General features: G+C 73.8%; 23 protein-coding genes and 1 pseudogene. 10 read left to right on the top strand and 14 right to left on the bottom strand.

What is annotated here, in order from left to right; translation table 11 throughout:
* Positions 1 to 11: 11 nt before the first annotated feature.
* Both Q6347_RS02590 and pdhA read right to left on the bottom strand, forming a co-directional pair.
* Positions 12 to 1,022, bottom strand: a complete 1,011-nt coding sequence (locus Q6347_RS02590) for an alpha-ketoacid dehydrogenase subunit beta (protein ID WP_304606601.1) — start codon at positions 1,020 to 1,022, stop codon at positions 12 to 14.
* Positions 1,019 to 2,194 carry a pyruvate dehydrogenase (acetyl-transferring) E1 component subunit alpha gene (gene pdhA, locus Q6347_RS02585; protein WP_304602785.1) on the bottom strand — a complete coding sequence of 392 codons (1,176 nt, stop codon included), beginning with the start codon at positions 2,192 to 2,194 and terminating at the stop codon, positions 1,019 to 1,021. Before pdhA ends, Q6347_RS02590 begins: the two co-directional genes overlap by 4 nt.
* Before the next feature lie 416 nt (positions 2,195 to 2,610).
* On the opposite strand from pdhA, the gene Q6347_RS02580 reads away from it, so the two are divergent.
* A complete protein-coding gene (locus Q6347_RS02580; protein ID WP_304606600.1) occupies positions 2,611 to 4,659 on the top strand; it encodes a BCCT family transporter in 2,049 nt (682 codons plus the stop codon).
* A 213-nt stretch (positions 4,660 to 4,872) separates the two neighbouring features.
* On the opposite strand, the pseudogene Q6347_RS02575 reads toward Q6347_RS02580, so the two are convergent.
* A pseudogene (locus tag Q6347_RS02575) lies at positions 4,873 to 5,205 on the bottom strand (pyridoxamine 5'-phosphate oxidase family protein); the annotation flags it as partial.
* Positions 5,206 to 5,417: 212 nt separating this feature from the next.
* On the opposite strand from Q6347_RS02575, the gene Q6347_RS02570 reads away from it, so the two are divergent.
* The gene (locus Q6347_RS02570; protein ID WP_304606599.1) at positions 5,418 to 6,824 is read left to right on the top strand and encodes a PLP-dependent aminotransferase family protein; all 1,407 of its coding nucleotides are present in this window, start codon (positions 5,418 to 5,420) and stop codon (positions 6,822 to 6,824) included.
* Here the strand turns inward: Q6347_RS02570 and Q6347_RS02565 are convergent.
* Both Q6347_RS02565 and Q6347_RS02560 read right to left on the bottom strand, forming a co-directional pair.
* Positions 6,808 to 7,791: a transketolase family protein gene (locus Q6347_RS02565; protein WP_304606598.1), complete on the bottom strand. Its 984-nt coding sequence runs from the start codon at positions 7,789 to 7,791 to the stop codon at positions 6,808 to 6,810. The two genes, Q6347_RS02570 and Q6347_RS02565, sit on opposite strands and share 17 nt — an antisense overlap.
* Positions 7,788 to 8,483, bottom strand: a complete 696-nt coding sequence (locus Q6347_RS02560) for a thiamine pyrophosphate-dependent enzyme (RefSeq protein WP_304602790.1) — start codon at positions 8,481 to 8,483, stop codon at positions 7,788 to 7,790. Before Q6347_RS02560 ends, Q6347_RS02565 begins: the two co-directional genes overlap by 4 nt.
* A 47-nt stretch (positions 8,484 to 8,530) precedes the next feature.
* On the opposite strand from Q6347_RS02560, the gene soxR reads away from it, so the two are divergent.
* Entirely contained in the window at positions 8,531 to 8,998 is a 468-nt protein-coding gene (soxR, locus tag Q6347_RS02555) for a redox-sensitive transcriptional activator SoxR (protein WP_171247157.1), read from the top strand.
* Position 8,999: 1 nt separating this feature from the next.
* Here soxR and Q6347_RS02550 read toward each other — a convergent pair whose 3' ends face one another.
* Positions 9,000 to 9,335 (bottom strand): nuclear transport factor 2 family protein, encoded by a 336-nt coding sequence (locus tag Q6347_RS02550; RefSeq protein ID WP_304606597.1) that lies wholly within the window; start codon positions 9,333 to 9,335, stop codon positions 9,000 to 9,002.
* 131 nt (positions 9,336 to 9,466) lie between these two features.
* On the opposite strand from Q6347_RS02550, the gene Q6347_RS02545 reads away from it, so the two are divergent.
* On the top strand, positions 9,467 to 10,147 hold the full coding sequence (locus Q6347_RS02545; protein WP_304606596.1) for an SDR family oxidoreductase: 681 nt from the start codon (positions 9,467 to 9,469) through the stop codon (positions 10,145 to 10,147).
* A 33-nt stretch (positions 10,148 to 10,180) separates the two neighbouring features.
* Here the strand turns inward: Q6347_RS02545 and Q6347_RS02540 are convergent, their stop codons facing one another.
* Positions 10,181 to 10,579 carry a VOC family protein gene (locus tag Q6347_RS02540; protein ID WP_304606595.1) on the bottom strand — a complete coding sequence of 133 codons (399 nt, stop codon included), beginning with the start codon at positions 10,577 to 10,579 and terminating at the stop codon, positions 10,181 to 10,183.
* Between the two features lie 380 nt (positions 10,580 to 10,959).
* Here Q6347_RS02540 and Q6347_RS02535 point away from each other — a divergent pair, with 380 nt between their 5' ends.
* Positions 10,960 to 12,699 (top strand): pyruvate dehydrogenase, encoded by a 1,740-nt coding sequence (locus Q6347_RS02535; protein WP_304602794.1) that lies wholly within the window; start codon positions 10,960 to 10,962, stop codon positions 12,697 to 12,699.
* Positions 12,700 to 12,744: 45 nt separating this feature from the next.
* On the opposite strand, the gene hisC is transcribed toward Q6347_RS02535, so the two are convergent.
* Positions 12,745 to 13,824 (bottom strand): histidinol-phosphate transaminase, encoded by a 1,080-nt coding sequence (gene hisC / locus Q6347_RS02530; protein WP_304606594.1) that lies wholly within the window; start codon positions 13,822 to 13,824, stop codon positions 12,745 to 12,747.
* Between the two features lie 70 nt (positions 13,825 to 13,894).
* On the opposite strand from hisC, the gene Q6347_RS02525 reads away from it, so the two are divergent.
* Positions 13,895 to 14,287, top strand: coding sequence for a phage holin family protein (locus Q6347_RS02525; protein WP_171247165.1), 393 nt, complete (start codon positions 13,895 to 13,897; stop codon positions 14,285 to 14,287).
* Positions 14,288 to 14,303: 16 nt separating this feature from the next.
* Here Q6347_RS02525 and Q6347_RS02520 read toward each other — a convergent pair whose 3' ends face one another.
* Together Q6347_RS02520 and Q6347_RS02515 are read right to left on the bottom strand one after the other, a co-directional pair.
* Positions 14,304 to 15,839, bottom strand: a complete 1,536-nt coding sequence (locus tag Q6347_RS02520; RefSeq protein ID WP_304606593.1) for a hypothetical protein — start codon at positions 15,837 to 15,839, stop codon at positions 14,304 to 14,306.
* Positions 15,836 to 16,066, bottom strand: coding sequence for a hypothetical protein (locus tag Q6347_RS02515; protein ID WP_304602797.1), 231 nt, complete (start codon positions 16,064 to 16,066; stop codon positions 15,836 to 15,838). The genes Q6347_RS02520 and Q6347_RS02515 overlap by 4 nt, the downstream gene beginning before the upstream one ends.
* Before the next feature lie 104 nt (positions 16,067 to 16,170).
* On the opposite strand from Q6347_RS02515, the gene purB reads away from it, so the two are divergent.
* The 3 genes from purB (at position 16,171) to Q6347_RS02500 (ending at position 19,759) form a co-directional block, all read left to right on the top strand.
* Positions 16,171 to 17,634: an adenylosuccinate lyase gene (gene purB / locus Q6347_RS02510; protein WP_304606592.1), complete on the top strand. Its 1,464-nt coding sequence runs from the start codon at positions 16,171 to 16,173 to the stop codon at positions 17,632 to 17,634.
* Positions 17,635 to 17,699: 65 nt separating this feature from the next.
* A complete protein-coding gene (locus Q6347_RS02505; RefSeq protein ID WP_304602799.1) occupies positions 17,700 to 17,885 on the top strand; it encodes a hypothetical protein in 186 nt (61 codons plus the stop codon).
* Between the two features lie 263 nt (positions 17,886 to 18,148).
* Positions 18,149 to 19,759, top strand: a complete 1,611-nt coding sequence (locus Q6347_RS02500) for a Na+/H+ antiporter NhaC family protein (RefSeq protein WP_304602800.1) — start codon at positions 18,149 to 18,151, stop codon at positions 19,757 to 19,759.
* A gap of 7 nt (positions 19,760 to 19,766) precedes the next feature.
* Here Q6347_RS02500 and Q6347_RS02495 read toward each other — a convergent pair whose 3' ends face one another.
* Positions 19,767 to 20,600 (bottom strand): peptidoglycan-binding protein, encoded by an 834-nt coding sequence (locus tag Q6347_RS02495; protein ID WP_304602801.1) that lies wholly within the window; start codon positions 20,598 to 20,600, stop codon positions 19,767 to 19,769.
* Positions 20,601 to 20,773: 173 nt separating this feature from the next.
* On the opposite strand from Q6347_RS02495, the gene pgm reads away from it, so the two are divergent.
* Entirely contained in the window at positions 20,774 to 22,453 is a 1,680-nt protein-coding gene (pgm, locus tag Q6347_RS02490; RefSeq protein ID WP_304606591.1) for a phosphoglucomutase (alpha-D-glucose-1,6-bisphosphate-dependent), read from the top strand.
* A 19-nt stretch (positions 22,454 to 22,472) separates the two neighbouring features.
* Here the strand turns inward: pgm and Q6347_RS02485 are convergent, their stop codons facing one another.
* The 3 genes from Q6347_RS02485 to Q6347_RS02475 all read right to left on the bottom strand — a co-directional run bounded on the left by Q6347_RS02485 (position 22,473) and on the right by Q6347_RS02475 (position 24,279).
* Entirely contained in the window at positions 22,473 to 22,775 is a 303-nt protein-coding gene (locus Q6347_RS02485) for a GNAT family N-acetyltransferase (RefSeq protein ID WP_304602803.1), read from the bottom strand.
* A gap of 23 nt (positions 22,776 to 22,798) precedes the next feature.
* Positions 22,799 to 23,122: a GNAT family N-acetyltransferase gene (locus tag Q6347_RS02480; RefSeq protein ID WP_171247175.1), complete on the bottom strand. Its 324-nt coding sequence runs from the start codon at positions 23,120 to 23,122 to the stop codon at positions 22,799 to 22,801.
* Between the two features lie 62 nt (positions 23,123 to 23,184).
* Complete coding sequence (locus Q6347_RS02475) at positions 23,185 to 24,279, bottom strand: VIT1/CCC1 family protein (RefSeq protein WP_171247176.1); 1,095 nt, start codon at positions 24,277 to 24,279, stop codon at positions 23,185 to 23,187.
* Between the last annotated feature and the right edge of the window lie 186 nt (positions 24,280 to 24,465).

The following is a 24,465-nucleotide window of genomic DNA, read 5'->3' as shown; positions in this document are numbered from 1 at the left end:
GCTCCTGGGCATCAGTGGGACATCGCGTGGTCGACGGCGTCCAGGACGCGGTCGACGCTCGGCAGGTACTCGTGCTCGAGCTTCGCCACCGGGTACGGGGCGTGGAACCCGCCGACGCGCAGCACGGGCGCCTCCAGGTGGTAGAAGCACTCCTCGGCGAGACGGGCGGCCAGCTCGGCCCCGGCCCCGAGGAACGACGGCGCCTCGTGCACGACGACGCAGCGTCCGGTGCGGCGCACGGAGTCGGCGACGGTCGGCACGTCCAGCGGGGACACGGACCGCAGGTCCACGACCTCGGCACTGGTGCCCTCCGCGGCGAGCGCCTCGGCGGCGGACAGCGCGGTGGCGACCGTCGGGCCGTAGGCGACCAGCGTGACGTCCGTGCCCGCGCGCGCGACCCGGGCCGTCCCCAGCGGGTCCGGGGTGCCGGCGTCGGCCGCGATCGTGGGGACCGGGGCCTCCAGGTCGACCTCGCCCTTGGACCAGTAGCGCCCCTTGGGCTCGAGGAAGATGACCGGGTCCGGGGAGGCGATGGCCGCCCGCATCATGTCGTAGGCGTCCTGCGGGGTGGCCGGAGAGACGACGCGCAGCCCCGCGGTGTGCGCGAACAGCGCCTCCGGCGACTCCGAGTGGTGCTCGACGGCGCCGATCCCGCCGCCGTACGGGATACGGATGACCACGGGCACCTGGATGCGGCCGCCGGAGCGGTTGTGCAGCTTGGCGAGCTGGGTGGTGATCTGGTCGTAGGCGGGGAAGACGAAGCCGTCGAACTGGATCTCGCAGACGGGCCGGTAGCCGCGCATCGCCAGCCCGATGGCGGTGCCGACGATCCCGGACTCCGCCAGGGGGGTGTCGACGACCCGGTGCTCGCCGAAGTCCTTCTGCAGCCCGTCGGTGACGCGGAAGACGCCGCCGAGCCGGCCGATGTCCTCGCCCATGAGCAGCACGGTGTCGTCGGCGTCGAGGGCGGCGCGCAGGCCGGCGGTGATGGCCTTGGCCAGGGGCATGGTCTCGGTGCTCATCGGGCCACCTCCGCCGCGTCGCCGGTCTCGGACTCGTACGTCTCGAACCACTCGCGCTCGGCCGTGACCTGCGCGTGCGGCGTGGCGTAGACGTGGTCGAACATCGACGTGGTCTCCGGCGCCCCGAGCGCCCGCACCCCGGCCCGCAGGCTCTCGCCGAGCGCGTCGGCCTCGGCGGCGAGGTCGGCCGCCCACTGCTCGTCCCAGTGCCCCTCGGCCCGCAACAGGGCGGCGAGGCGCTCGATCGGGTCGCGCCGGCGCCAGTACTCCTCCTCGGCCCGCTCGCGGTACCGGGTCGGGTCGTCGGAGGTGGTGTGGGCACCCATCCGATAGGTGTACGCCTCGACGAACGTGGGCCCGTGGCCGGCGTGCGCGCGTTCCAGCGCCTCGGCCATCACCGCGTAGCAGGCGAGCACGTCGTTGCCGTCGACGCGCACGCCGGGGACGCCGAAGCCCTCGCCGCGACGGTAGAGCGGGGCGCTCGACTGGCGGGTGGTGGGCTCGGAGATCGCCCACTGGTTGTTCTGGCACCAGAACACCACCGGGGCGTCGTTGACGGCGGCGAACACGAGCGCCTCGCTGACGTCGCCCTGGCTGGTGGCGCCGTCGCCGAAGCAGGCGACGACGGCGGTGTCGCGTGCGGGGTCGCCGGTCCCGACGGCGCCGTCGCGCTGGACACCCATCGCGTACCCGGTGGCGTGCAGCACGTGGGAGCCGATGACGAGCGTGTACAACGAGACGTTGTGCTCGGCCGGGTCCCACCCGCCGTGGTCCTGGCCGCGGTACAGCCGCAGCCGGTCGACGGGGTCGACGCCGCGCACGTGCAGGATCCCGTGCTCGCGGTAGGACGGGAAGACCATGTCCTGGGGCGCCAGGGCGTGCGCCGGACCGACCTGGGCGGCCTCCTGCCCGGTCGACTGGGCGTACAGGGCGAGCTCGCCGTGACGCTGCAGGGCCGTGGCCTCGTCGTCGAAACGGCGGGTCAGGACCATGTCGCGGTACATCGCGCGCAGGTCGTCCGCACCGAGGTGCGCGACACGCGCCGCGTAGCCGGGACGGTCGCCCGCGTTGTCGGGTTCGTGGACGCGCTCCCCGGTGGGAGTGACGAGCTGGACGAGCGGGGTGACGTCGGCGGACTCGCCGACGGACCCTGCGTTGGCCTGGTGCGGCACGCGGTCTCCTTCGCTGGCGGCCCCGGGGCGGGGCTGGGCTGCTCCGGCTGTGCGCAGGCCCGGGAGGCGATCCGCACGCGCGTCGACCCGGAACCTACGCCTTCGTAGCCTACGACAGCGTAGGTTGACGACCCCGTCGGCCACCCCCCAGCATGCCGTCCAAGGTCTTCCGCACGGCCTTGGAGGTTTCCTCCAAACCCTCGCCGTCGCGGTCCCACCGGCGACGCCGCCGGCACCCGCTGGTCCCCCGCCGGTGCCCCGCCCGCGGATCCTCTACGGTGGAGGACAGGTGAACGAGGGCCGGTCCGGCCTCGGACGCGCGGACCGGTCGACGACCGCAGGGGGTGTCGACAGTCGCCGGGCCGCACGCGCCCGAAGAACATCCGTCCACCGCACGACCGATCCAGGGACGCATCGTGACCTCCACCCCCTCGACCTCCGACCGCACCCCCGACACGCCGGACCGGAGCGCCGGGAAGCTGCGCTCCGCCGTCCTCAAACCGGTCTTCATCCCCGCGTCGATCGTCATCCTCGGTCTGATCATCGCGACGATCGTGTTCGCGCGCGTCGCCGGCGACACCCTCGACGACGCGACCTCCCAGCTCAACACGTGGATCACGGACGGTGTCGGCTGGTGGTACGTCATCGCCGTCAACATCTTCCTGGTCTTCGCGCTGTACTGCGCCTTCACCCGCATCGGCCACATCCGGCTCGGACGCGACGGCGAGGGGCCGGAGTTCGGGACCGTCTCGTGGTTCCTCATGCTCTTCAGCGCCGGGATGGGCATCGGGCTGGTGTTCTTCGGCGTCGCCGAGCCGCTGAGCCACTACGTCACCCCGCCGGAGGCCTTCGGCAACGCCCCGCAGTCGGACGACGCCGCCCGGGAGTCGGTCGGCCTGATGATGCTGCAGTGGGGCTTCCACCCGTGGGCGATCTACGCCGTCGTCGGCCTGGGGCTGGCCTACATGTCGTTCCGCCGCGGCCGCCCGCTCGCGGTGCGCTGGCTGCTCGAACCCCTGCTCGGCCGTCGGCGGGTCGAGGGCTGGATGGGCCACACCGTCGACACCGTGGCCATCGTGGGCACGCTGTTCGGCGTCGCGACCTCCTTCGGCTTCGGCATCAGCCAGATCCTCGGCGGCCTGGAGTTCCTCGGCTGGGCGCAGACGACCGACCCGCTGATCATCGGCCTCATCACCGGCATCACCGCCGTGGCGGTCTGGTCCGTGGTGACCGGCGTCCACAAGGGCCTGAAGTGGCTGTCGAACTTCAACATGTCGACCGCCGCCGTGCTGGCGCTGGTCGTCTTCCTGCTCGGCCCGACGGTCTTCCTGCTCAAGGCGATCCCCGAGAACGCCGGGGCCTACCTGTCGCTGCTGCCGGAGACGATGTTCCACGCCGGACCCTTCGCCAGCGACGGCTGGGAGGCCGCCTGGACCATCGCCTACTGGGGCTGGTGGACGAGCTGGGCGCCCTTCGTGGGCATGTTCATCGCCCGCATCTCCCGGGGACGCACGATCCGCGAGTTCGTCGTCGGCGTCCTGCTGGCCCCCACGGCCGCCAGCCTGCTGTGGTTCACGATCTTCGGGGACTCCGGCATCCTGCAGCAGCGCGAGCAGGGGAACATGCTGGTCGAGGACCCGGAGACGGGCGAGATGGTGGTCGATAGCACCACCGCGCTGTTCCAGTTCTTCGAGACGTTCCCCGGCGTCCTGCCGGTGCTGCTCAGCGTGGTCGCGATGGTCGTCGTCGTGCTGTTCTTCGTGACCTCCTCGGACTCCGGGTCGCTGGTGATCGACATGCTCGCCAGCGGCGGCAGCACCCACACGTCCACCACCACCCGTGTGTACTGGGCGGTCCTCGAGGGGCTGGCGGCCGCGGTCCTGCTCGTGGTCGGCGGCAACGTCGCGCTCACGGCGCTGCAGACGTTGTCGATCTCGACCGCCGCACCGTTCTCGATCATCCTCGTGCTGGCGTGCGTCTCGCTGGTCAAGGCGTTCCGGCACGAGGTGGCCACCATGCCCCGCTACATCCAGGTGCTGCCCCCGACCGACGAGGCCGAACCCGACCTGGCGCCGGCGGAGCACCGGCACCGACGGGGACCGGCCCTGTCGACGACGTTGTACGGGTTCGCCCCGACGGCGTCGGACGGGCACCGTGCGGGAGTCGACGGCGACGGCGCGAGGGGCGACGGCGAGCCGGAGTCGCCGATCATCTCCTACCGGGCGCTGCACCCGAGCGACGTCGTCATCGACCCGGAGACGGGCGATCCCGTGGAGGTCGAGCCGGTCGAGGACCCGTTGGCCGGCGAGGTCTTCGACACCCCGGAGTTCGAGCACTCCCAGGAGTTCCTCGACCAGGGCGGCCAGCTCGACGACGACGGCAACCCCCGTCCGGAGACCCTCGACGGGCTGGAACCCGACGGCCGGCCGCAGGACGCGCAGGAGGAACCGCGGCCGGCCGGCTAGACGGACCCGGCCGCTAGACCGGCGCTCCGCCGTGCCGGCGGAGAGCGGGCTCGGTGCCGGCACGCCCGCCGTGGTCGCCATCGGCACCACGCCGGCCCACACGCCGTGGTCCTCCCCGTCGTCCACCGCCTCGCCGACGCCACCGGCGCGCACCTTCACGCTCACGCTGTCCAGCGGCACCTGCAGCACCTGGGTGGCGGCGACCTCCTTGGCGGTCATCTCCCGCACCTCCGTCCGGCGGCCGGGCATCAGGTGGTCACCGACGCACCACAGGGCCGCCGCCCGCCGGTCGTCCGGCACGACGGTCGCGCGCCCCACGATCATCGCCGAGCGGTAGTTCGCCGAGCTGTCGTGCAGGGACCGGGCGTAGACGAGGCCGTCGAGGTGCGTGACCGCCACGGAGACGGGCACCCCCTCGGGCCCCGCGTCGAGGAAGAGCCCGCCGCCGGTGGACCCGTGCAGCAGCAGCCGGCGCCCGAGCCCGTCCTCGAGGTCCCCGACGCCGTACAGGTACGGCAGCACGACGGGGTACCCGTCCCGGACCATCGCCACGTGGGCGAGGCTGCCCTCGGCGAGGAGGCGGTCGAGCACCTCCGGGTCGGCGCTCTGGCGCGCCGGCTTGCGGCGGACCCGCAGGGACGGGAGGGGGACGGCGGGAGAGGTCTCGGTGCTCACGGTCCCGACCGTAGGCAGCACGCTGGACCAGGGCATGGTCCAGATCCGTCTGTTCTCATCGGTCCAGTGCGAGACTGACGGTCGTGACCACCAAGACCGCCCGTGTCGCCGACCTCGTGCGCGACATGGTCCACGACGGCCGGCTCGGTGCGGGCGACCCCCTGCCCTCCACGCGCACGCTGGCCACCGAGCTGGGCGTGGCCCGCGGCACCGTGACGGCCGCGTACGAGCAGCTCGACGGCGAGGGGTACCTCGTGCTGCGGCACGGTGCGGTGCCGCGCGTCGCCGCCACCCTCGCCGGGGCGCCCCGGGCCACGGACCGGCCGGTCCGGACGGAGCGGCCGTCCCCCGCCCGCGCGGCCGACGTCGTCGACCTGCAGCCCGGCGTCCCGAACGTGGCCACGATCTCGGACCGGGACCGCCGCGCCGCCTGGCGGCACGCCCTGGCCGTCCCGGTCGCACCGCGCTACCCCGACCCGACGGGCGAACCCGCGCTGCGCGGCCAGGTCGCGACCCAGCTCGCCCTGAGCCGCGGGTTCGCGCCCGACCCGGGCCGTGTGGTGGTCACCGCGGGCACGGCCGAGGCGATCTCGCTGGTCGTCGAGGCGCTGGCCCGCCCCGGCCGCCCGCCCCGGATGGCCGTGGAGAACCCCGGCTACCGGGCCGGCCGACGCGCCGTCGTCTCGGCCGGTGGCGCCCTCGTCCCCGTGCCGGTCACCGACCACGGCCTGGACGTGGACGCGCTGCGCACCGCACAGGCGCACGCCCCGCTCGACGCCGTCATGGTCACGCCGAGCCACCAGTACCCCCTCGGCGGCGCCCTGCCCGTCGCCCGGCGGCTGGAGCTGCTGCGCTGGGCCGCCGCCGAGAGGGTGCTGGTGATCGAGGACGACTACGACTCCGAGTTCCGGCACCGTGGCTCGCCGCTGCCGGCTCTGGCCACCCTGGACGAGCACGGGGTGGTGGTGCACGTGGGTTCGTTCTCCAAGGTCCTCGACCCGTCGCTGCGGTGCGGGTACCTCGTGCTGCCGTCCGGCACCGGCGGGGCGCCCGACGGCGGCACCGCGGCGGCCGAGGCGATCCTCGCGGCCCGCACGGGACGGGGCGCGACGGTGGCCTCCGTGGTCCAGCACGCGCTGGCGCACCTGATGTCGACCGGTGCGCTGCGCCGGCACGTGGCACGGTGCCGCCGCGACTACCGGGACCGGCGACGCCTCGTGGCCGAGGCGTTCGCCGGCCTGCCCGGCGTCCGGGTCCGCGCCCTGGACGGCGGCCTGCACGCCGTGCTCGAGCTCTCCACGACACCGGCGCGCGCCGTCGTGGAGCGCCTGGGCGGGCGCGGCGTGCGGGTCGCCGACCTGCAGGACTACGTCGTCGAGGGGTCCGGGCTGCGGCTGGACGGGCTCGTGCTCGGCTACGCACCGCCACCGGTGGCCGCGCTGCGGGACGCGTTGCGCACGATCCGCGCCGAGATCACCGCGACGGGCTGACCGCCCGTGGGTCCGGACCACCGGGCACCGCGAGCAGGCCCGGGCGCGCACCGAGCAGCTCCTCGACGCGCCGCCGGACGCCGGCCGCATCCAGACCGTGCGCGGCGGCGTGGTCGGCGGCCGACCCGTAGCGGCGCAGCTCGGCGTCCCGCGGGACCCCGACGTGCGCCACGCGGCTGGGGCGGTCCACGAGCGCCGCGGCCACGGCGGCGGCGCTCGTGCCCTCCAGGGACGGCTCGACGACGGCGAGCACCGGCGTCGGCCCGGCCAGGGAGCGCAGCCCGTCGGTGTCCAGCGGGTGCGGGGTGGCGGTGTACGCCACCCGGACCGGCAGGTCGGCGGTGGCCTCGAGCACCGTGTCGAGCATCGGTCCGACGGCGAGCACGAGCGGGTCCTCCGGCGGGCCGGGACGGATCGTGACGAGACGACCGGCGGGAGCGGCCCACGGCCGGCGGTTCTGACCGGTGGACAGCCGCAGGTACACGCGGCGCTCGGTGGCGGCCTCGGCGTGAAGCATCGCCGCGACCTCGTCGGGGTGGCCGGGGACGTGCACCGTCCACCCGGGCAGCGCGGAGACGAGCGCGACGTCGGCCGGCGCCTGGTGGGTGCGGCCCTCGCTGCTGGCGTCGAAGGACGCCCCGATGCTGACCAGGATCGCCCCGACGTCCTGGTGACCGAGGTCGAGCTTGAGCTGCTCGTACGCCCGCTCGACGAGGAACGGCGCGTAGGTGTGGACGATCGGCCGGCGACCGGTCAGTGCCAGCCCACCGGCGACCCCGATCATGGCCTGCTCGCGGATGCCGACGTCGATCACCCGACCGGGGTGCCGGGCCGCGACCGGCGCGAGGTTCCCGGCACCGATCACGGCGAGCACCACGTCGACGTCCGGGTGGGCCGCCAGGACGGGGTCCAGCTCGGCGTAGAAGCGGGCGCGCATGCCGGGCCCGCGCGGGGCGCCGGCGCTCATGCCGCCGCCTCCGGTGCGCGGGTCGTGTCGACGACGACGGCGGTGGGCCGGTCGGCGTCCCGCCGGTTCAGCGCGGCCGCGAGCCGGTCGTCCGAGCGGTTGTCCACGTCCGTCGTCGTCCACCCCTCCAGGGCGAAGCGGGCCGCGATCCCGCCCGGCCAGCCGAGGTCGTCGCTGCGGTTGTCCACGACGACGCAGGTGAGGTTCGCCAGCCCGAACCGGCCGGCGACCTGGATGGCCTCGGCGTTGCTGCCCTCGTCGAGCTCGGCGTCCCCGACGAGGACGACGACCCGGGCGGGTGAACGGCCCCGCAGCCCGATGGCCATACCCACGGCGAGGGGCAGGCCGTGCCCGAGCGAGCCGCTGCCGATCTCGATGCCGGGCACGAGGGTCCGGTCCGGGTGGTGGCCGAGCCGTGAGCTCCACGAGGCGACGTCGTCGAGCCATGCCGCGGGGAAGAACCCCTGCGCGGCGAGCACGGCGTAGGTGGAGGCCGGACCGTGTCCCTTGGACAGCACGAACCGGTCCCGGTCGGGGTCGTCGGGGCGGTCCGGGTCCACGTGCAGCACGCGGTCGTACAGGACCCGCACGACGTCGAGGGTGGAGTGGGCGCTGGGGTCGTGCTTCTCGTCGCCGGTCACGCGGGCCACGAGGTCACGGACCCGGTCCGGGGCGAGGGCTGGTGTCGTCATGGCACGATGGTGAAAGATGAAGTTCACTTGAGGTCAAGGGAGTCGGCGTGGTCGAGCGGTACCTGACGATCGGTGACGTCGCGCGACGCAGCGGGGTCGCGCCGTCGGCACTGCGGTTCTACGAGCAGCGCGGACTCATCGCCGCGGAGCGCAGCGGCGGCAACCAGCGGCGCTACGAGCGCACGGTCCTGCGTCGCGTGGCGTTCGTCCGCACCGCGTCCCGCCTGGGCCTGACCCTCGAGCAGATCGGCGACGCCCTGGCGACGCTGCCGGACGGCCGCACGCCCACGGCCGCCGACTGGCGCCGGCTGTCCCGGTCCTGGCGGGGCCTGCTCGACGAGCGCATCGCCACGCTGGAGCGGCTGCGCGACGACCTCGACTCGTGCATCGGCTGCGGCTGCCTGTCGCTGGACCGGTGCGCGCTGCAGAACCCCGACGACCGCGCCGCGGCACTCGGCCCCGGGCCGCGCTACCTGGAGGGCGACGACCCGTCGGACGTGGGCGCGGGGCGGTGACTCAGTCGGGCGTCTGCTGGTGGAGCAGCATCCGCCATCCGGCGTCGGCGGCCACGTAGGTGCTGACCAGCGTCGCCGCGTAGCTGTCCGCACCCCGGCGTCCGGTGAACCGGTAGACCACCGTCGCCGTGTCGTCGCTGCGCACGAGCCGCGCCTCGCCGAGGTCCACGTCGTCCCAGCCCGGCGAGTGGTCCATCGCCGCGACGCAGGCCGCCTTGTCGAGCACGGCGCCCGGGACGACGACGACCGCGTCCGGGTGCAGCACCTCGGCGTAGTCGGCACCGGTCCCCCGCGCGAGTCGTCGCTCGATCGCCATCAGCTCCGTGGTCACGTCCATCCCTCGACCGTAGGCGGGACGGGACGATGTCACAGCCCGGGCGACCCGCGTCGACCGGACGGTATCGGTGGCGCTCCGCCGCAGCGTGCGCGACGGTAGGGGGACCTTCCCCGACATCACGGAGGTCCGTCATGAAGGTCGTCGTCATCGGAGCGCTCGGCAAGGTCGCGCAGCTGCTGGTCCCGCTGCTGGCCGACGGCGGGAGCGGGCCGGCCACCGACGTCGTGGGCGTGGTCCGCAAGGAGGAGCAGATCGACCGCGTGGCCGACCTCGGCGGTGAGCCGGTGCTGCTCGACGTGGAGAACGCGAGCACCGAGGAGATGGCACGGGCCTTCGCCGGCGCCGACGCCGTGGTGTGGGCCGCGGGGGCCGGCGGCGGCAACCCCGACCGCACCTACGCCGTCGACCGGGACGCCGCCATCCGCTCGATGGACGCCGCCGCACAGGCCGGGGTGCGCCGCTACCTCATCGTGTCCTGGATCGGATCGGTCCCCGACCACGGCGTGCCGGAGGACAACAGCTTCTTCCCCTACGCCGACGCCAAGCTGGCCGCCGACGACCACCTGCGCTCGACGGACCTGGACTGGACCATCCTCGGGCCGGGGTCGCTGACCGACGGTCCCCCGACGGGGAAGATCCGGGTGCTCGCCGACGGCGAGACGGTCGAGCGCGGGGCACCGTCCGAGGTGCCGCGCGCCGACGTCGCCCAGGTGGCGGCCGCTGCGCTGCGCATCGACGAGACGATCGGGAAGTTCGTGCGGTTCACGACCGGTGACGAGACGATCCCGGCCGCGCTGCGTCACCTGCGGTAGGCATCGGCGCGCCGCCGGTCTGCCCGCGGTCGGCTACCCGGAGGTGCGATCCGCGACGACCTCGACCTTGAACCCGGCGGCGTTCTCCAACCAGCCGGCGTAGTGGTCCGGCCCGCCGGCATGCGGGTAGCGCTCGCCGTAGAGCAGTGTCCACCCGTGGGCCGGGCCGGCGGCCATGAGGGCATCGACCTGGTCCGACGTGCCGCCGTCGAACGCGAGGTGGTTCATCCCGGCACGACGACGGTCGTGGTCCGCGGCGGAGAGGTTCGGCGAGGTCGTCAGCGTCAGGTACGCGCCGGCGCACGCCCAGGTGCGTCCCTGCGGCCACTGCTGCGTCGGCTCGAACCCGAGCCGTTCCAGCAGCCAGCCCCACGGGGCCGCGGCGGCCTCGATATCCGGCACCCAGAGCTCGACGTGATGAAGTCCTGGCACCCGCCCATCCCACCACGCGGCACCGCCCGGGCGAGGCGCCACGCCGGCGAGAGCGCAGCGCCCGGACGGCAGGCGGCGGGCGACGGGCGGCGGGCCGCGACATCAGACGTGTGCTCGCGGCAGGAGCCCCGGGGGCCCAGCGAACGCCGCTCACGGACAGCGTGAGATTCCCGCCGTCCGGGACTGGCGCACGCCGAGCGGTCGCGGATCCTGCAGGACGGACACCCCCGCGATCCTTCTCCGGGAGGACGCCGCGATCGACGCCCCGACGGTGTCCCGCGAGCAACGCCGTGAGCGGCGACGTCGTCCTTCACCGCGCGCTCGGGGACCTGCTGCGGCAGCATCGCAGGAGCCCGCACGTCTCTCGCTGGAGGTCCCGCATGGCCCGCACCGTCGCCGAACACCTCGTCGACCAGCTCGTCGCCGCCGGCGTCGAACGCGTCTACGGCATCGTGGGGGACTCCCTGAACCCCGTCGTGGACGCCGTCCGCCGCACCGACGGCATCGACTGGGTGCACGTGCGCCACGAGGAGGCGGCCGCCTTCGCGGCGGCGGCCGAGGCCGAGGTCACCGGCAAGCTCACGGCCTGCGCGGGCTCCTGCGGGCCGGGCAACCTGCACCTCATCAACGGGCTCTACGACGCCAACCGCTCCGGGGTGCCGGTGCTGGCCATCGCCTCGCACATCCCCAGCGCGCAGATCGGCACGAAGTTCTTCCAGGAGACCCACCCGGACCGCCTCTTCAACGAGTCGTCCGTGTTCTCCGAGATGATCTCCACCGCGGCCCAGCTCCCGCGCGTCACCCGCTCGGCGATCCAGCACGCGTTGGCCGCGCCGGGCGTCGCGGTGCTGACGCTGCCCGGTGACGTCGCCGACGAAGAGGTGCCCGACGACGACGCCCCGATCCTCATCCCGGGCGCCTGCCCCGCGCGCGTCGTCCCGCACGACGACGACGTCGCCGCCCTGGCCGACGCGATCGACGCCGCCCGCAAGGTCACCCTGTTCGTCGGGGCGGGCGCCCGCGACGCCCGTGACGAGGTCCTCGAGCTGGCCGATCTCGCGGCCGCCCCGGTCGGGCACTCGCTGCGCGGCAAGGAGATCATCCAGTACGACAACCCCCACGACGTCGGGATGTCGGGGCTGCTCGGGTACGGCTCCTGCCACGAGGCGGTGCACGAGGCCGACCTGCTGATCCTCGTCGGCACCGACTTCCCGTACGACTCGTTCCTGCCCGCCGACGTCCCCACGGCCCAGATCGACATCGACGCCTCCCACCTCGGCCGGCGCACCCGCCTGGACCTGCCCGTGCACGGAGACGTCGGCGAGACGCTGCGGCTGCTGAACCCCCGCATCCAGCGCAAGTCGGACCGCAAGTTCCTGGAGTCGATGGTCGACCGGCACGCCAAGGTGATGACCAAGGTGGTCGGCGCGTACACGCGCAACGTGGAGAAGCACACCCCGATCCACCCCGAGTACGCCGCCGTCCAGCTCGACGAGGCCGCCGCCGACGACGCCGTCTTCACCGTGGACACCGGCATGAACAACGTCTGGGCCGCCCGGTACATCACGCCGAACGGCCGGCGCCGCGTCATCGGCTCGTTCATCCACGGCTCGATGGCGAACGCCCTGCCGCACGCCATCGGCGTCTCGATGGCCCAGCCCGACCGGCAGGTCGTGGCGCTGGCCGGTGACGGCGGCCTGTCGATGCTGCTCGGCGAGCTGATCACCGTGCGGGCGTACGACCTGCCGGTGACGATCGTCGTCTTCAACAACTCCACCCTCGGCATGGTGAAGCTGGAGATGCTCGTCGAGGGGCTGCCCTCGCACGGCACGGACTCGCCGGAGGTCGACTACAGCGCCATCGGCACCGCCGTCGGCATCCCCTCCCAGCGGGTGACCAAGCCGAAGGACCTGGCCAAAGCGTTCTCGACGGCGCTGGCCACGGACGGCCCCGCCCTCGTGGAGGTCATGACGGACCCGCGGGCGCTGTCCATCCCGCCGTCGATCACCTCCGGTCAGATCCGCGGGTTCACCACGGCCATGACGAAGGAGATCTTCGGCGGCGGCATGGGCGAGGTCATGTCGATGGCGCGCTCGAACCTGCGCAACCTGCCGCGGTGAGGCGGGTGCCGGCCGGCGACGAGCGCCGGCCGGCACCTCGGGCGGTCAGCGCCAGCCGGCGGCCAGCGCGAGGAACGCGTCGTTCGCCTCGACCTCGCCGATGCTGACGCGCATGCCCTCGCCGGCGAACGGACGCACGAGCACACCGGAGGCCGACGCCTCGGCCGCGAGCTCGACCGTCCGCTCCCCCGTGGCCAGCCAGACGAAGTTCGCGTGCGTGTCGGGGACGTCCCAGCCCTGCTCGCGCAGCGTGTCCCAGACCCGGGTGCGCTCGGCCACGAGGTGCTCGACCCGCTCGGCGAGCTCCGCCTGCACGGCGGGCTGCAGGGTGGCCAGGGCGGCCCGCTGCGCCAGGTGGTTCACGCCGAACGGGGTCGACGTCGACCGCACCGCCGCGGCCAGGCGCGGCTCGGCGACGGCGTACCCGACGCGGAGCCCCGCCAGGCCCGACGCCTTGGACATCGTGCGCACGAGCACGACGTTGGGGTGCCGGCGCAGCAGGTCGATGCCCACGGGCGCCTCGGCGTCACGGATGAACTCCAGGTAGGCCTCGTCGACGACGACGAGCACGTCGCGGGGCACCTCGGCCAGGAACGTCTCCAGCTCGTCGGCCTGCACGACGGGGCCGGTCGGGTTGTTGGGGGTGCACACGAGGGCCACGCGGGTCCGCGGGCCGACGGCTGCGGCCATCGCCGGCAGGTCGAGCCGGCCCGCGGCCGTCAGCGGCACGGTGACCGCTTCTCCGCCCGCGACGGCGGTGAGGATCGGGTACGCCTCGAAGGACCGCCACGGGTAGACGACCTCGTCGCCTGGCTCGAGGACCGCCTCGAGCACGTGCTGCAGCACGGCCACGGACCCGTTGCCGACCACGACCTGCGCCGGGTCGACGCCGACGTGCGCGGCGAGCGCCTCGACGAGCTCGGTGGCGAACATGTCGGGGTACCGGTTGACCTCGACGGCGGCCTCGGTGATCGCCGCAACCACAGCCGCGGGCGGCGGGTACGGGTTCTCGTTGGAGGACAGCTTCCACGCCTGGCCCGAGGGGCGCGCCCCCGGGACGTAGGCGGGCAGCGCCGCGACGGCGGGGCGCAGGGGAACGGTCTTCTCTGATGCCGGTGAGCTCACAACGGTCCAGGATGCCACCTCATGCCGGCAAGGGGTGCCGTCCGGCGCCAGACCTGCCACGATGTCGGCCATGAACTTCCTCGCGCGACTCGTGGTGACCTCGCTCGCCCTGTGGATCTGCGACCTCATCTTCGACAGCTTCGAGATCTTCGGCGGTGACGACGTCCTCGGACGCATCCTCGCCATCCTCGGCGTCGGGCTGATCTTCACGCTGGTCAGCTCGATCGTGAAGCCGATCGTCAGCATCCTGTCGATCCCGCTGCTGATCCTCACGCTCGGCCTCTTCTACCTGATCATCAACGCCGGCATGCTGTGGCTGACGGAGTGGGTGACCAGCCAGGGGTGGCTCGGCGACTGGGGGCTCGCGATCGAGGGCGGCTTCTGGTGGTACCTGTGGATCGCCCTGATCCTGGCGATCCTGCAGGCCGTCATCGGCTGGGTCGTCCCCGGCGACAAGGACTGACCCGCACACCGGCGGCTCACCCGCGCCGGACCCGGTAGTACCGGGTCTCGGCGCGGTCGCCGTCCAGCAACCGGTCGATCCGCCCGACGACCCCGGCGACCTGCACGCTGTCCAGCGCGCGGGCGTGCTCCAGGGTGCGTAGGTGCGTGGCCACCGAGTGCGCCGTGGCCACGCCGCCGGACGCCGACCGGTCCGCCGGGTCGCGGGAGTCCGCGAGGTCACGGCCCACCGTCACGCGGTCCGCCGTCGGCGGGTTCTCGGTGCTGGAGCGCCCGTCCAGCGGCGAGACGAGCTCCTCGGTGGTCTCCAGGTGCAGCACCGGGACGCCCGGCGGCGTCCGGAAGGTCGCGGTCGGGGCACCCGCCGTGACCACGCCGCCCACCCGGTGCCGACGCCGGAACGCCGGTGAGGACGCCAGGGCGACGGCCGCGATTCCTCCCAGGGAGTGGCCCACCAGGACGACGGGTTCGTCGGGGCGGGCCCCGGCGTCGGCCAGGGCCTGGACCACCCCCTCGGCGACGTCGGCCGACCGGTGGGCCATCAGGTCGAGGTCGGTGTCGACGTCGAAGGGGTTCGCCGGGGAGAGCAGGGCCTGGGTCCCCGGGATGAGCACGGTCCACGACGAGCTGCCGTCGGCGCTGACGACCTCCTGCACCGCGACGGTGCCGGGCGGCGCTCCCGGGGTCGGGCGTCCGGGGAGACCGCTGCCGTGGGGGTAGAGGTCCGCGGTGCGGGCCAGCGCCTCCTCGACGCCCGCGAGGGGCCGGTCGTCCCCGGCGGGCGGCCCGGCGTCGAACTCTCCCGGTGCGACGAGGTCGACGTGCACCGGCCGGGACCCGAGCACCGCGGAGACCGCCGCCGACAGCACCCGCGCTCCCCCGGTCACCGAGAGGTCCCCGGCGGCCAGGTCCGGGGCCGCGAGCGCCACCCCGACCCCGGCACCGGCCAGCGCCTCGTCGACGAACGGGGCGGCGGTGCGGAGCAACCAGCCGCCCCTGTCCCCGTCCTCGTCCGGCGACGGCGACGGCGGCGGCGGCGGAGCAGGCGGCGGCATGTCCGGGTCGGGCGCCGCGGCGGAGAGCCCGACGAGGCCGGCGGCACCGGTGAGCAGGGCCGGCAGGCCGGCGGGACTTCGCAGGAACCCGGTCACCCCGAGCCCGACGGCCCCGGCGACGACGGTCACGCCCGCCCCGACGGCCTGCTCGGCGAGGGACTCGGCGTGCGTGTAGAGCCCGGCGGCGCGGCGCAGCCGGTCCGCCAGGGTCGTGCACACCGCGGCGCGCGCCCCCAGGGCCCCGGCGGTGTCGCCGACGAGCGTCCCGGCACGCCGGAGCCGAGTGGGCCGGGTGGGGTCGGCCTCGCCCCACGGAGCCGGGGTCCACACCGCGCGCTCCAGCGCACGGCCCGCCTCCGAGCAGTCCCAGGCGGCGGACCGCAGGGACGCCGCGGCGGCGTCCAGGTGCCCGGCGGCGTCGCGGACGGCATCGGCGTCCACCCGGTCGAGGGTCGCGCCGCCGACGATGCGCAGGGTGTCCCGCGGGTCCCGGCTCACCCGTCGAGACACCCGGCGGTGGCCCCGTCCGCCTGCTGCAGCGTGGCGCCGTCGGCGTCCAGCAGGGTGAGCACCTCGGCGACGGCGTCCCGGCAGGAGTCACCGGCCGCGGACTCCCAGCCCGGCCCGCGCGCCCGGTGCAGGGCGGCGGTGGCGTCCTCGAGCCGGTGGCGTGCGCGCCGGAGCAGGGCCGCGGCGGTGGCGACGTCGGAGGTGGTCACGAACATGTCGGGGACGCTAGGAGCGCCGGCGCCGCGCGGTCGGGCTCCCCTGCCCGCACTGTGGACACCCGCCCCTGGGGGTGGAGGGCGCCCGTGGGACAATGCCGGTCGTGACCTCCACTGTGCAGCCCACCCGTGTGTCCCTGGCCGACGTCACCCCGCCGATCGCCCTCGGTCCGCTCGACGGCCGCTACCGCTCCGCGGTCGCCCCGCTGGTGGACCACCTCAGCGAGGCGGCCCTCAACCGCGAGCGTCTCCACGTCGAGGTCGAGTGGCTGATCGTGCTCTGCAACGGCACGGACACGGTCCCCGGCCCGGTGGTGCCCGGCGCGCCGAGCCTGACCGACACCGAGATCACGTACCTGCGCGCGATCCCGGCGACGTTCGGCGCGACCGAGATCGCCGAGCTCGGCGCCATCGAGCGCGAGACGGTGCACGACGTCAAGGCGGTGGAGTACTTCATCAAGCGCCGCATCGCCGACGCCCCCGAGATCCTCGGCGAGACGAACCTGCCCGCCGTGAGCGAGCTGGTGCACTTCGCCTGCACGTCCGAGGACGTCAACAACCTGTCCTACGCCCTGATGGTGCGCGGGGCCGTCACCGACGTGTGGCTGCCCGCCGCCACGGCGCTGGCCGACCAGCTCGCCGACATGGCCCGCGAGCACGCCGAGGTGCCGATGCTGAGCCGCACGCACGGCCAGCCCGCCACCCCGACGACGATGGGCAAGGAGCTCGCGGTGCTGACGCACCGGCTGCGGCGCCAGCTCCGCCGCGTCGAGGGCGCCGAGTTCCTCGGCAAGCTCAACGGCGCCACCGGCACCTTCGGCGCGCACACCGTCGCCGTCCCGGGTGCCGACTGGCCGGCCGTCTCCCGCGGGTTCGTCGAGCACCTCGGCCTGACCTGGAACCCGCTGACCACGCAGATCGAGTCGCACGACTGGCAGGCCGAGGTCTACGCCGACGTGGCCCGGTTCAACCGGATCCTGCACAACCTCGCCACCGACGTGTGGACCTACATCTCGATGGGGTTCTTCACCCAGATCCCCGTCGCGGGTGCCACCGGCTCCTCGACGATGCCGCACAAGGTCAACCCGATCCGGTTCGAGAACGCCGAGGCGAACCTCGAGATCTCCTGCTCGCTGCTCGACACGCTCGGCGCGACGCTGGTGACGAGCCGTCTGCAGCGCGACCTCACCGACTCCACGACGCAGCGCAACATCGGCCCGGCCTTCGGGCACTCGCTGCTCGCGATCGACAACGTGCGCCGCGGACTGCAGGCCCTGGCCGTCAACGCCGACCTCATGGCCGAGGACCTCGACGAGAACTGGGAGGTCCTCGGCGAGCCCGTGCAGTCGGCCATGCGTGCGGCCTCCGTCGCCGGGGTCGAGGGCATGGAGAACCCGTACGAGCGCCTCAAGGAGCTCACCCGCGGGAACCGGGTCGACCAGGCCCGGATGCGCGAGTTCGTCGGCGGCCTCGGGCTGCCCGACGACGTCGCGGCCCGGCTGGCCGAGCTCACCCCGGCGTCCTACACCGGGATCGCCGCCCGGCTCGTGGACGAGTACCTGGACTGAACGCCGGGCCCCGTGCGGTCCGCGGGTCGCGCCTATGCTGGAGTAAACCGGCCGAGGAGGCGATCATGACGACGCAGGCGCCGGAGCAGGAGCCCGGCCACGACGGGGCGCGCGTCCGGCACAGCGAGTTCGCGCGGCTGCTGCTCTCCCACGACCCGGCCGTCACGGACCCGCGCTTCAAGGGAGCCGCGGTCGAGGTCGACACGGGTTACGAGGAGACCGACGACCACGAGCGGTTCGACGCCGGCTGATCTCGGCCCGGTGACGTCGGCAGGTCCCGGCCCTGGACGGGCCGGGACCTGCCGACGCCCTCACGGCACCGCTGCGCTCGCCGGGACGAGCCACGACGACCGGGGTCCATGGCTCAGGCACGGAAGGATCTTCTCGCACGACTGTCACACGGGGAACACGCGGTGGATCGGGAAGAGGTTGCTCCGCCGTCGTTCCTGGTGTCGGGATGCCGGACGGGCCGCGCGGACCTACCGTCGGGGGATCCGGCCGCGAGGGAGACGTCGTGCTCGAGAGCTACCCGATCCTGACGATCGTGCCCCCGGTGCTGGCGATCGTGCTGGTGGTCCTCACCAAACGCGTGCTGCTCAGCCTCGGGGCCGGGGTGCTGGCCGCTGCCCTGCTCGTGGCCGACCTGGACCCCCTGGAGGCGCTACGCCTCGTGTGGGAGTCCTTCGTGGCGATCTTCTGGGTCGACGGCGCGGTGAACACCTGGTACGTCTACATCCTCGTGTTCACGCTGATCCTCGGCGTGATCGCGGCGCTCATCATGATGTCCGGCGGCACCAAGGCCTTCGCCGACTGGGCGGTGGAGCGCATCCGGACGCGCCGGGGCGCCCAGGTCCTCCCGGCGATCATGGGCATCGTCATCTTCATCGACGACTACTTCAACGCCCTCGCCGTGGGCCAGGCCTCCCGCCCGGTGACCGACCGGCACCGGGTCTCGCGGGCCAAGCTCGCCTACATCATCGACTCGACGTCCGCGCCGGTCGCCGTGCTCGCCCCGTTCTCGAGCTGGGGCGCCTACATCATGGGGATCCTCGCCCCGATCGTCGCGGCGTCCGCGATCACGGCCTCCAGCGTGCAGGCGTTCCTCGGGGCGGCCGCCGCCAACTACTACGCGATCGCCGCCGCGGTGACGGTCTGGCTCGTCATCCTGCTGCGCCTGGACGTCGGGCCCATGCGGCGCGAGGAGGCCCGCGCCGTCCACGAGGACGAGCCGTTCGACCCCGACGACGACATCCCCGGACGCCTCGCGGAGGACCTGCCGGTCCACCACCCCGGCGAGAAGCGGGCGCTGGTCGTCCCGTTCGTGCTGCTGGTGGTCGGCGTCTTCGCGGGGATCGTGTGGACCGGGTACTCGGCGGCCGGCACGTGGGACGCCGTCGAGATCCTCGCCGAGACCGACACCAGCACCGCGCTCGTCGTGGGCGGCGTGCTCGGGCTGGCCGCGGCCGTCTTCTACTACCTGCGCTACACGGGCCCGAACCCCGCCTTCGCGGCCCGGCACTTCGGCCGCGGCTGGATCGAGGGGCTGCGGTCCATGTGGCCGGCGGTCAGCATCCTCGTCCTCGCCTGGATGCTCACCGGGCTCATCGACCAGCTCGGCACGGGTGCCTACCTGGGCGGGCTCGTCGAGGACACCAACCTGTCGGCCTCGTGGCTGGTCCCGGTCGTCTTCGTCCTCGCGGCCGCCATGGCGTTCGCCACCGGGACGTCCTGGGGGTCCTTCGCCCTGCTGCTGCCCCTGGTGGGCGGCATCATGAACAGCCTCGGCGAACCCGACCTGCTGCTGCCGGCCCTCGGGGCCGTGCTCGCCGGAGCCGTGCTCGGCGACCACAGCTCCCCCATCTCGGACACCACGATCCTGTCCTCCACCGGTGCCGGGGCGAACGTCATCACGCACGTGCTCACCCAGCTCCCGTACGCGGGCGGGGCCGCGGTCGCGGCCCTGGCCGGGTACGTCGCGATCGCCCTCGGGGCGGGGACGGCTCTGGGGCTGCTGGTGACGCTGGTGGTGCTGGTCGCCCTCGTGCTGGCCGTGCGGGCCGTGCGCCGGCCCGTCGAGGCGGACCGGCCGGTCCGGCAGGACCAGGGCCCCGCGTCCACCGCCTGAGCCGTCCTCAGTCGAAGAGCCGCAGCAACAGCGTGTGCCAGGTGATCGGCCCCACGACCCCGTCCTTCGGCGGCGCGAACATCCCCTGGAAGTCGCGGACCGCGGCATCGGTGAGCGGGCCGAACACCCCGTCGACCGCGAGGCCACCCGGGAGCAGGGTCTGCACCGCACGCACCGCCTCGCCCGCGTCACCCTGCTGCAGGGTCACGATCAGCTCCGGCCAGTCGAGCTGACCCACCGTCGTCGAGACGAACCGGCTCCGCCGCGCCTGCTGGAACCTCCGGATCGCCTCCCCGCTCAGGGGGCCGAACAAGCCGTCCGCGACGATCGGCGCACCGTGCTGGCGCAACAGGTGCTGGGAGCCGAGCACCCGCCAGTTCGTCTCCTGGCACGTACCCACCTTCACCAGCGGCCACGGGAGCCGGGCCACACCGAGGAACGACCAGGTCTCCGGTCCGACCGTGCCGTCGATCGTCAGGCCCCACGACTCCTGGAAGAACCGGACCCGTTCGGCCGTGAGCGGCCCGAACACGCCGTCGATCACGAGCTCCGGGTCTCCCGGGAACCGCACCAGTCCGAACTGCTGCACCGCCCGGACGGCCTCCCCGGTGTCACCCACCCGCGTCGGGACCACCAGGACCGGCCAGGTGTGCATGCCCACGACGCCGTCGACCGCCAGGCCGCGGTCCGCCTGGAACGACGCGACCTCGGCCGCGGTCACCGGTCCGTAGGTCCCGTCGACGGTCAGCGAGTGCCCGTGCTCGCGCAGGAGACGCTGGATCCCCACGACGGCGCGGCCGCTCTCCCCCGCCCCGAAACTTCCCCACGGCTGGACGTTCATCGTGCACTCCTCGATGTCGACTCGTCGGTCCTACCCGGAGGGAGCGACCGGCCCGGGGCGGTGATACGCGGGGCCCGAGCAGCACCGGTCCGACCACGAGGGCGCGGACCGGAGCGACAGATCTCGCCCGCCCCAGGGGAGACACACCGCGCGGCTGCTGGCAGGATCGGACCATGCACCCTCGCGCCGGCCAGGTGGCCCAGCCCGACGACCTCATCGACGTCGACCACGTGGTCGGCGCGTACTACGACATCCGGCCCGACGTGGAGGACCCGGCCCAGCAGGTCGCGTTCGGCACGTCCGGCCACCGCGGCTCCTCGCTCGACGGCGCGTTCAACGAGGCGCACATCGCCACGATCACGCAGGCGATCGTGGAGTACCGGGCGCTGGAGGGCATCGACGGCCCGCTGTTCCTCGGCCGGGACACGCACGCGCTCTCGCTGCCGGCGTGGCAGACCGCGATGGAGGTGCTCGCCGGCGCGGGCGTCACCGTGATGATCGACGCGCGCGACTCGTACACCCCCACGCCGGCGGTGTCCCAGTCGATCCTCATCCACAACGGCGCGGCGGCCGAGGGCGGGGTGCGCACCGGCGGTCCCGGCGCCGCGGACGGCATCGTCGTGACGCCGTCGCACAACCCGCCGCGCGACGGCGGCTTCAAGTACAACCCGCCGCACGGCGGACCGGCGGGTTCCGAGTCCACCCGCTGGATCGCCGACCGGGCCAACGACCTGCTGCGCGCCGGGGGCCTGGCCCGCGTGCACCGCGTCTCGCTCGACGTCGCCGTGGCCGCCCCGACGACGCACCGGCACGACTACCTGTCCACGTACGTCGACGACCTGGCGAACGTGCTGGACCTGGACGCGATCCGCGAGGCGGGCGTCCGCATCGGCGCCGACCCCCTGGGCGGGGCGTCGGTGGAGTACTGGGGTGCGATCGGCGAGCGCTACGGCCTGGACCTGACCGTCGTCAACCCGCAGGTGGACCCGCGCTGGGCCTTCATGACGCTGGACTGGGACGGCAAGATCCGCATGGACTGCTCCTCCCCGCACGCGATGGCCTCGCTCGTGGAGCAGATGGCCGGCGACGCCCCGTACGACGTCGCGACCGGCAACGACGCCGACGCCGACCGGCACGGCATCGTCACCCCCGACGCCGGGCTCATGAACCCGAACCACTACCTGGCCGTGGCGATCCAGTACCTCTACGGGGGTGCGCGCCCGGACTGGCCGACGTCCGCGGCGATCGGCAAGACGCTGGTGTCCAGCGCGCTGATCGACCGCGTGGCCGCCGGGCTGGACCGCCGGCTGATCGAGGTGCCGGTCGGGTTCAAGTGGTTCGTGCCCGGCCTGCTGAGCGGCGAGATCGGGTTCGGCGGCGAGGAGTCGGCGGGGGCCTCGTTCCTGCGCCGTGACGGCCGGGTCTGGTCCACGGACAAGGACGGCATCCTGCTGGCGCTGCTCGCCTCGGAGATCCTCGCCACCACGGGGCGGTCCCCGTCGCAGCACCACGCCGACCTCGTCGAGCGGTACGGCGAGTCCTGGTACGCCCGCGTGGACGCGGCGGCCTCCCGGGAGGAGAAGTCGCGCCTCGCCGCACTCTCCCCGGAGCAGGTCACCTCCACGACGCTGGCCGGTCAGGACATCACCGCCAAGCTCACCGAGGCTCCCGGCAACGGGGAGAAGATCGGCGGGCTCAAGGTCACGACGCAGGACGCCTGGTTCGCGGCGCGTCCCTCGGGGACCGAGGACGTCTACAAGATCTACGCCGAGTCGTTCGTGTCCGCCGACCACCTCGGCGAGGTGCAGGCCGAGGCCAAGCAGGTCGTCGGGGACGCGCTGGGCGGCGAGTAGCGGGCCGCGCGCCGACCGGTCAGCCCCGGTCGGCGCGCAGGTCCTCGTACTCGGGATGCCGTTCGAGGTAGGCCCGGATGAAGGGGCACTTCACGACGATGCGCTCGCCGCGGGCCCGCACCGTGTCGAGCGCCCCGCGGGCCAGGGCCGACCCGACGCCCTGCCCCTCGAGCTCCGACGGCACCTCGGTGTGGTCGAAGGTCACCACGTCCCCGGAGCGCTCGTAGTACGCCCCGCCGGCTTCGGTGCCGTCGTCGAGCAGGGCGAGGAAGACGCCCCGCTCGGGGTCGTCACGGACAGTCACAGCAGGCTTGTCGTTCATGCCCCCATGCTGCCGTCGGGACGCTACTCCGACCACCGCAGGTACTGGTAGTCGGGGTGGCGGCGGAGCCACGTCTCGACGAACCAGCAGTCCGGCCGCACGGTCGCGCCGGCCGCGGCGATGTCGTCCAGGGCCCGGTGGACGAGCGCGTCCGCCACCCCGTGACCCCGGTGCTCCGGGATGACGACGGTGCTGGGGATGACCACGACGTCGCCCTCGCGGTGGTAGCGCAGGACGCCGATCGCGTGGGCACCGCCGTCGGGCGAGCCGGCCGGGGCGGGGAGCCGGGCCTCGTACCGACCGTGCTCGGGGTCGTGGTGGATGTCGACGTCGGCAGGGGAAGACACCCGAGGAAATCTACTCCTCCACACACCACGTGCACGTGCGGCCGCCGGGGGTCGCGCCTCGGTCATGCCACGGTCGTGCCGAAGGCCAGCCCGAGCAGGTACGTCGCACCGGCCGCCCCGAAACCGATGAGGAGCTGGCGCCCGGCCCGGGTGAACGGCGAGGTGCCCGACAGCAGCCCGGTCACGGCGCCGGTGACCAGGAGGCACAGCCCGACGAGCGCACTGGCCACCACGACCGCAGTCGTCCCCTCCAGGCCGAACAGGTAGGGCAGCACCGGCACGATCGCCCCCGAGGAGAAGAGGAAGAAGCTGGCCACCGCCGCCCCCCAGGCGGTGCCGTGCGTCTCGTGGTTCGTCTGCTCCTCGTCCTCGGCGATACCCTCCGGCACCCCGGTGGCCTGCAGCCGGTGCAGCACCCCGTCGGCCTTCGCCTCGGCCTCGTCGGCGTCCATGCCACGCGCCCGGTAGACCAGCGCGAGCTCGTTGGCGTCGACGTCGAGGTCCGGCAGCGCGTCCGTGGCGGAGGGCGCCGGGGTGGACGCCTCGAGGAGCTCGCGCTGGGACCGCACGGACACGTACTCGCCCGCGCCCATGGACAGCGCACCCGCCAGCAGCCCGGCGAGACCTGTCAGCAGCACGGTGCCGGTCGTCACCCCGGAGGCGCCGATGCCGAGCACGAGGGCGAGGTTGGACACCAGACCGTCGTTCGCCCCGAACACGGCGGCCCGGAACGACCCGGACAGCCGGTTGCGGCCCCGGGTGGCCAGGCTGCGCACGACCTCCTCGTGGATCTGCTCGTCGGCGGCCATCTGCGCCGTGGCGTGCCCGTCGTCGGCGTAGCTGGACCGGGACTCGGCCCGCTGCACCAGCGCCAGCACGAACACCCCGCCGAGCCGCCGGGCCAGGAAGGCCAGCATCCGGGTGCGCGGGTCACCGCGACGCGGCATGCCGACGTCGTCGCCGAGCAGGTCGAGCCAGTGCTGCTCGTGCCTCTTCTCGGCGGCGGCCAGGGCGAGCAGGATCTCCCGCTCCTCCCCGGTGCGGGTCGCGGCGAGGTCCCGGTACACGGCGGCCTCGCAGCGTTCGGCGGCGAGGTAGCGGCGCCACCGGCGGATCTCGGCCGGTGTCCGGGTCGGCGTGGGCGTGGGCGCGTCCATGGGACACCATGATCGCGCCCGACGGCGCTCCGTGTGTTCCGGAGGGCGCCGGGAGCGGTTTCGGTGGTCCGCGAGGACGTGCTCCGACGATCCGCACCCGGCGGGGGACCCGGATGTCACCGGGAGAAGGCACAATGGTGGCCGTCGCACCGCACGCGACAGCATCCGCGGACTCCGAGGGACACC

Source organism: Isoptericola sp. b408, from assembly GCF_030588085.1.
GTDB classification, from domain to species: domain Bacteria; phylum Actinomycetota; class Actinomycetes; order Actinomycetales; family Cellulomonadaceae; genus Isoptericola; species Isoptericola sediminis.
This window is presented reverse-complemented; position numbering and strand designations above follow the sequence as displayed.

What these genes read in the sequence shown, in the direction of transcription:
- Q6347_RS02590 (WP_304606601.1), bottom strand. Translation starts at nt 1,022, where the DNA reads ATGAGCACCGAGACCATGCCCCTGGCCAAGGCCATCACCGCCGGCCTG.
- Q6347_RS02565 (WP_304606598.1), bottom strand. Translation starts at nt 7,791, where the DNA reads ATGAGCGCCGGCGCCCCGCGCGGGCCCGGCATGCGCGCCCGCTTCTAC.
- Q6347_RS02560 (WP_304602790.1), bottom strand. Translation starts at nt 8,483, where the DNA reads ATGACGACACCAGCCCTCGCCCCGGACCGGGTCCGTGACCTCGTGGCC.
- Q6347_RS02550 (WP_304606597.1), bottom strand. Translation starts at nt 9,335, where the DNA reads ATGGACGTGACCACGGAGCTGATGGCGATCGAGCGACGACTCGCGCGG.
- Q6347_RS02545 (WP_304606596.1), top strand. Translation starts at nt 9,467, where the DNA reads ATGAAGGTCGTCGTCATCGGAGCGCTCGGCAAGGTCGCGCAGCTGCTG.
- Q6347_RS02535 (WP_304602794.1), top strand. Translation starts at nt 10,960, where the DNA reads ATGGCCCGCACCGTCGCCGAACACCTCGTCGACCAGCTCGTCGCCGCC.
- Q6347_RS02525 (WP_171247165.1), top strand. Translation starts at nt 13,895, where the DNA reads ATGAACTTCCTCGCGCGACTCGTGGTGACCTCGCTCGCCCTGTGGATC.
- Q6347_RS02515 (WP_304602797.1), bottom strand. Translation starts at nt 16,066, where the DNA reads ATGTTCGTGACCACCTCCGACGTCGCCACCGCCGCGGCCCTGCTCCGG.
- Q6347_RS02505 (WP_304602799.1), top strand. Translation starts at nt 17,700, where the DNA reads ATGACGACGCAGGCGCCGGAGCAGGAGCCCGGCCACGACGGGGCGCGC.
- Q6347_RS02495 (WP_304602801.1), bottom strand. Translation starts at nt 20,600, where the DNA reads ATGAACGTCCAGCCGTGGGGAAGTTTCGGGGCGGGGGAGAGCGGCCGC.
- pgm (WP_304606591.1), top strand. Translation starts at nt 20,774, where the DNA reads ATGCACCCTCGCGCCGGCCAGGTGGCCCAGCCCGACGACCTCATCGAC.
- Q6347_RS02485 (WP_304602803.1), bottom strand. Translation starts at nt 22,775, where the DNA reads ATGAACGACAAGCCTGCTGTGACTGTCCGTGACGACCCCGAGCGGGGC.
- Q6347_RS02475 (WP_171247176.1), bottom strand. Translation starts at nt 24,279, where the DNA reads ATGGACGCGCCCACGCCCACGCCGACCCGGACACCGGCCGAGATCCGC.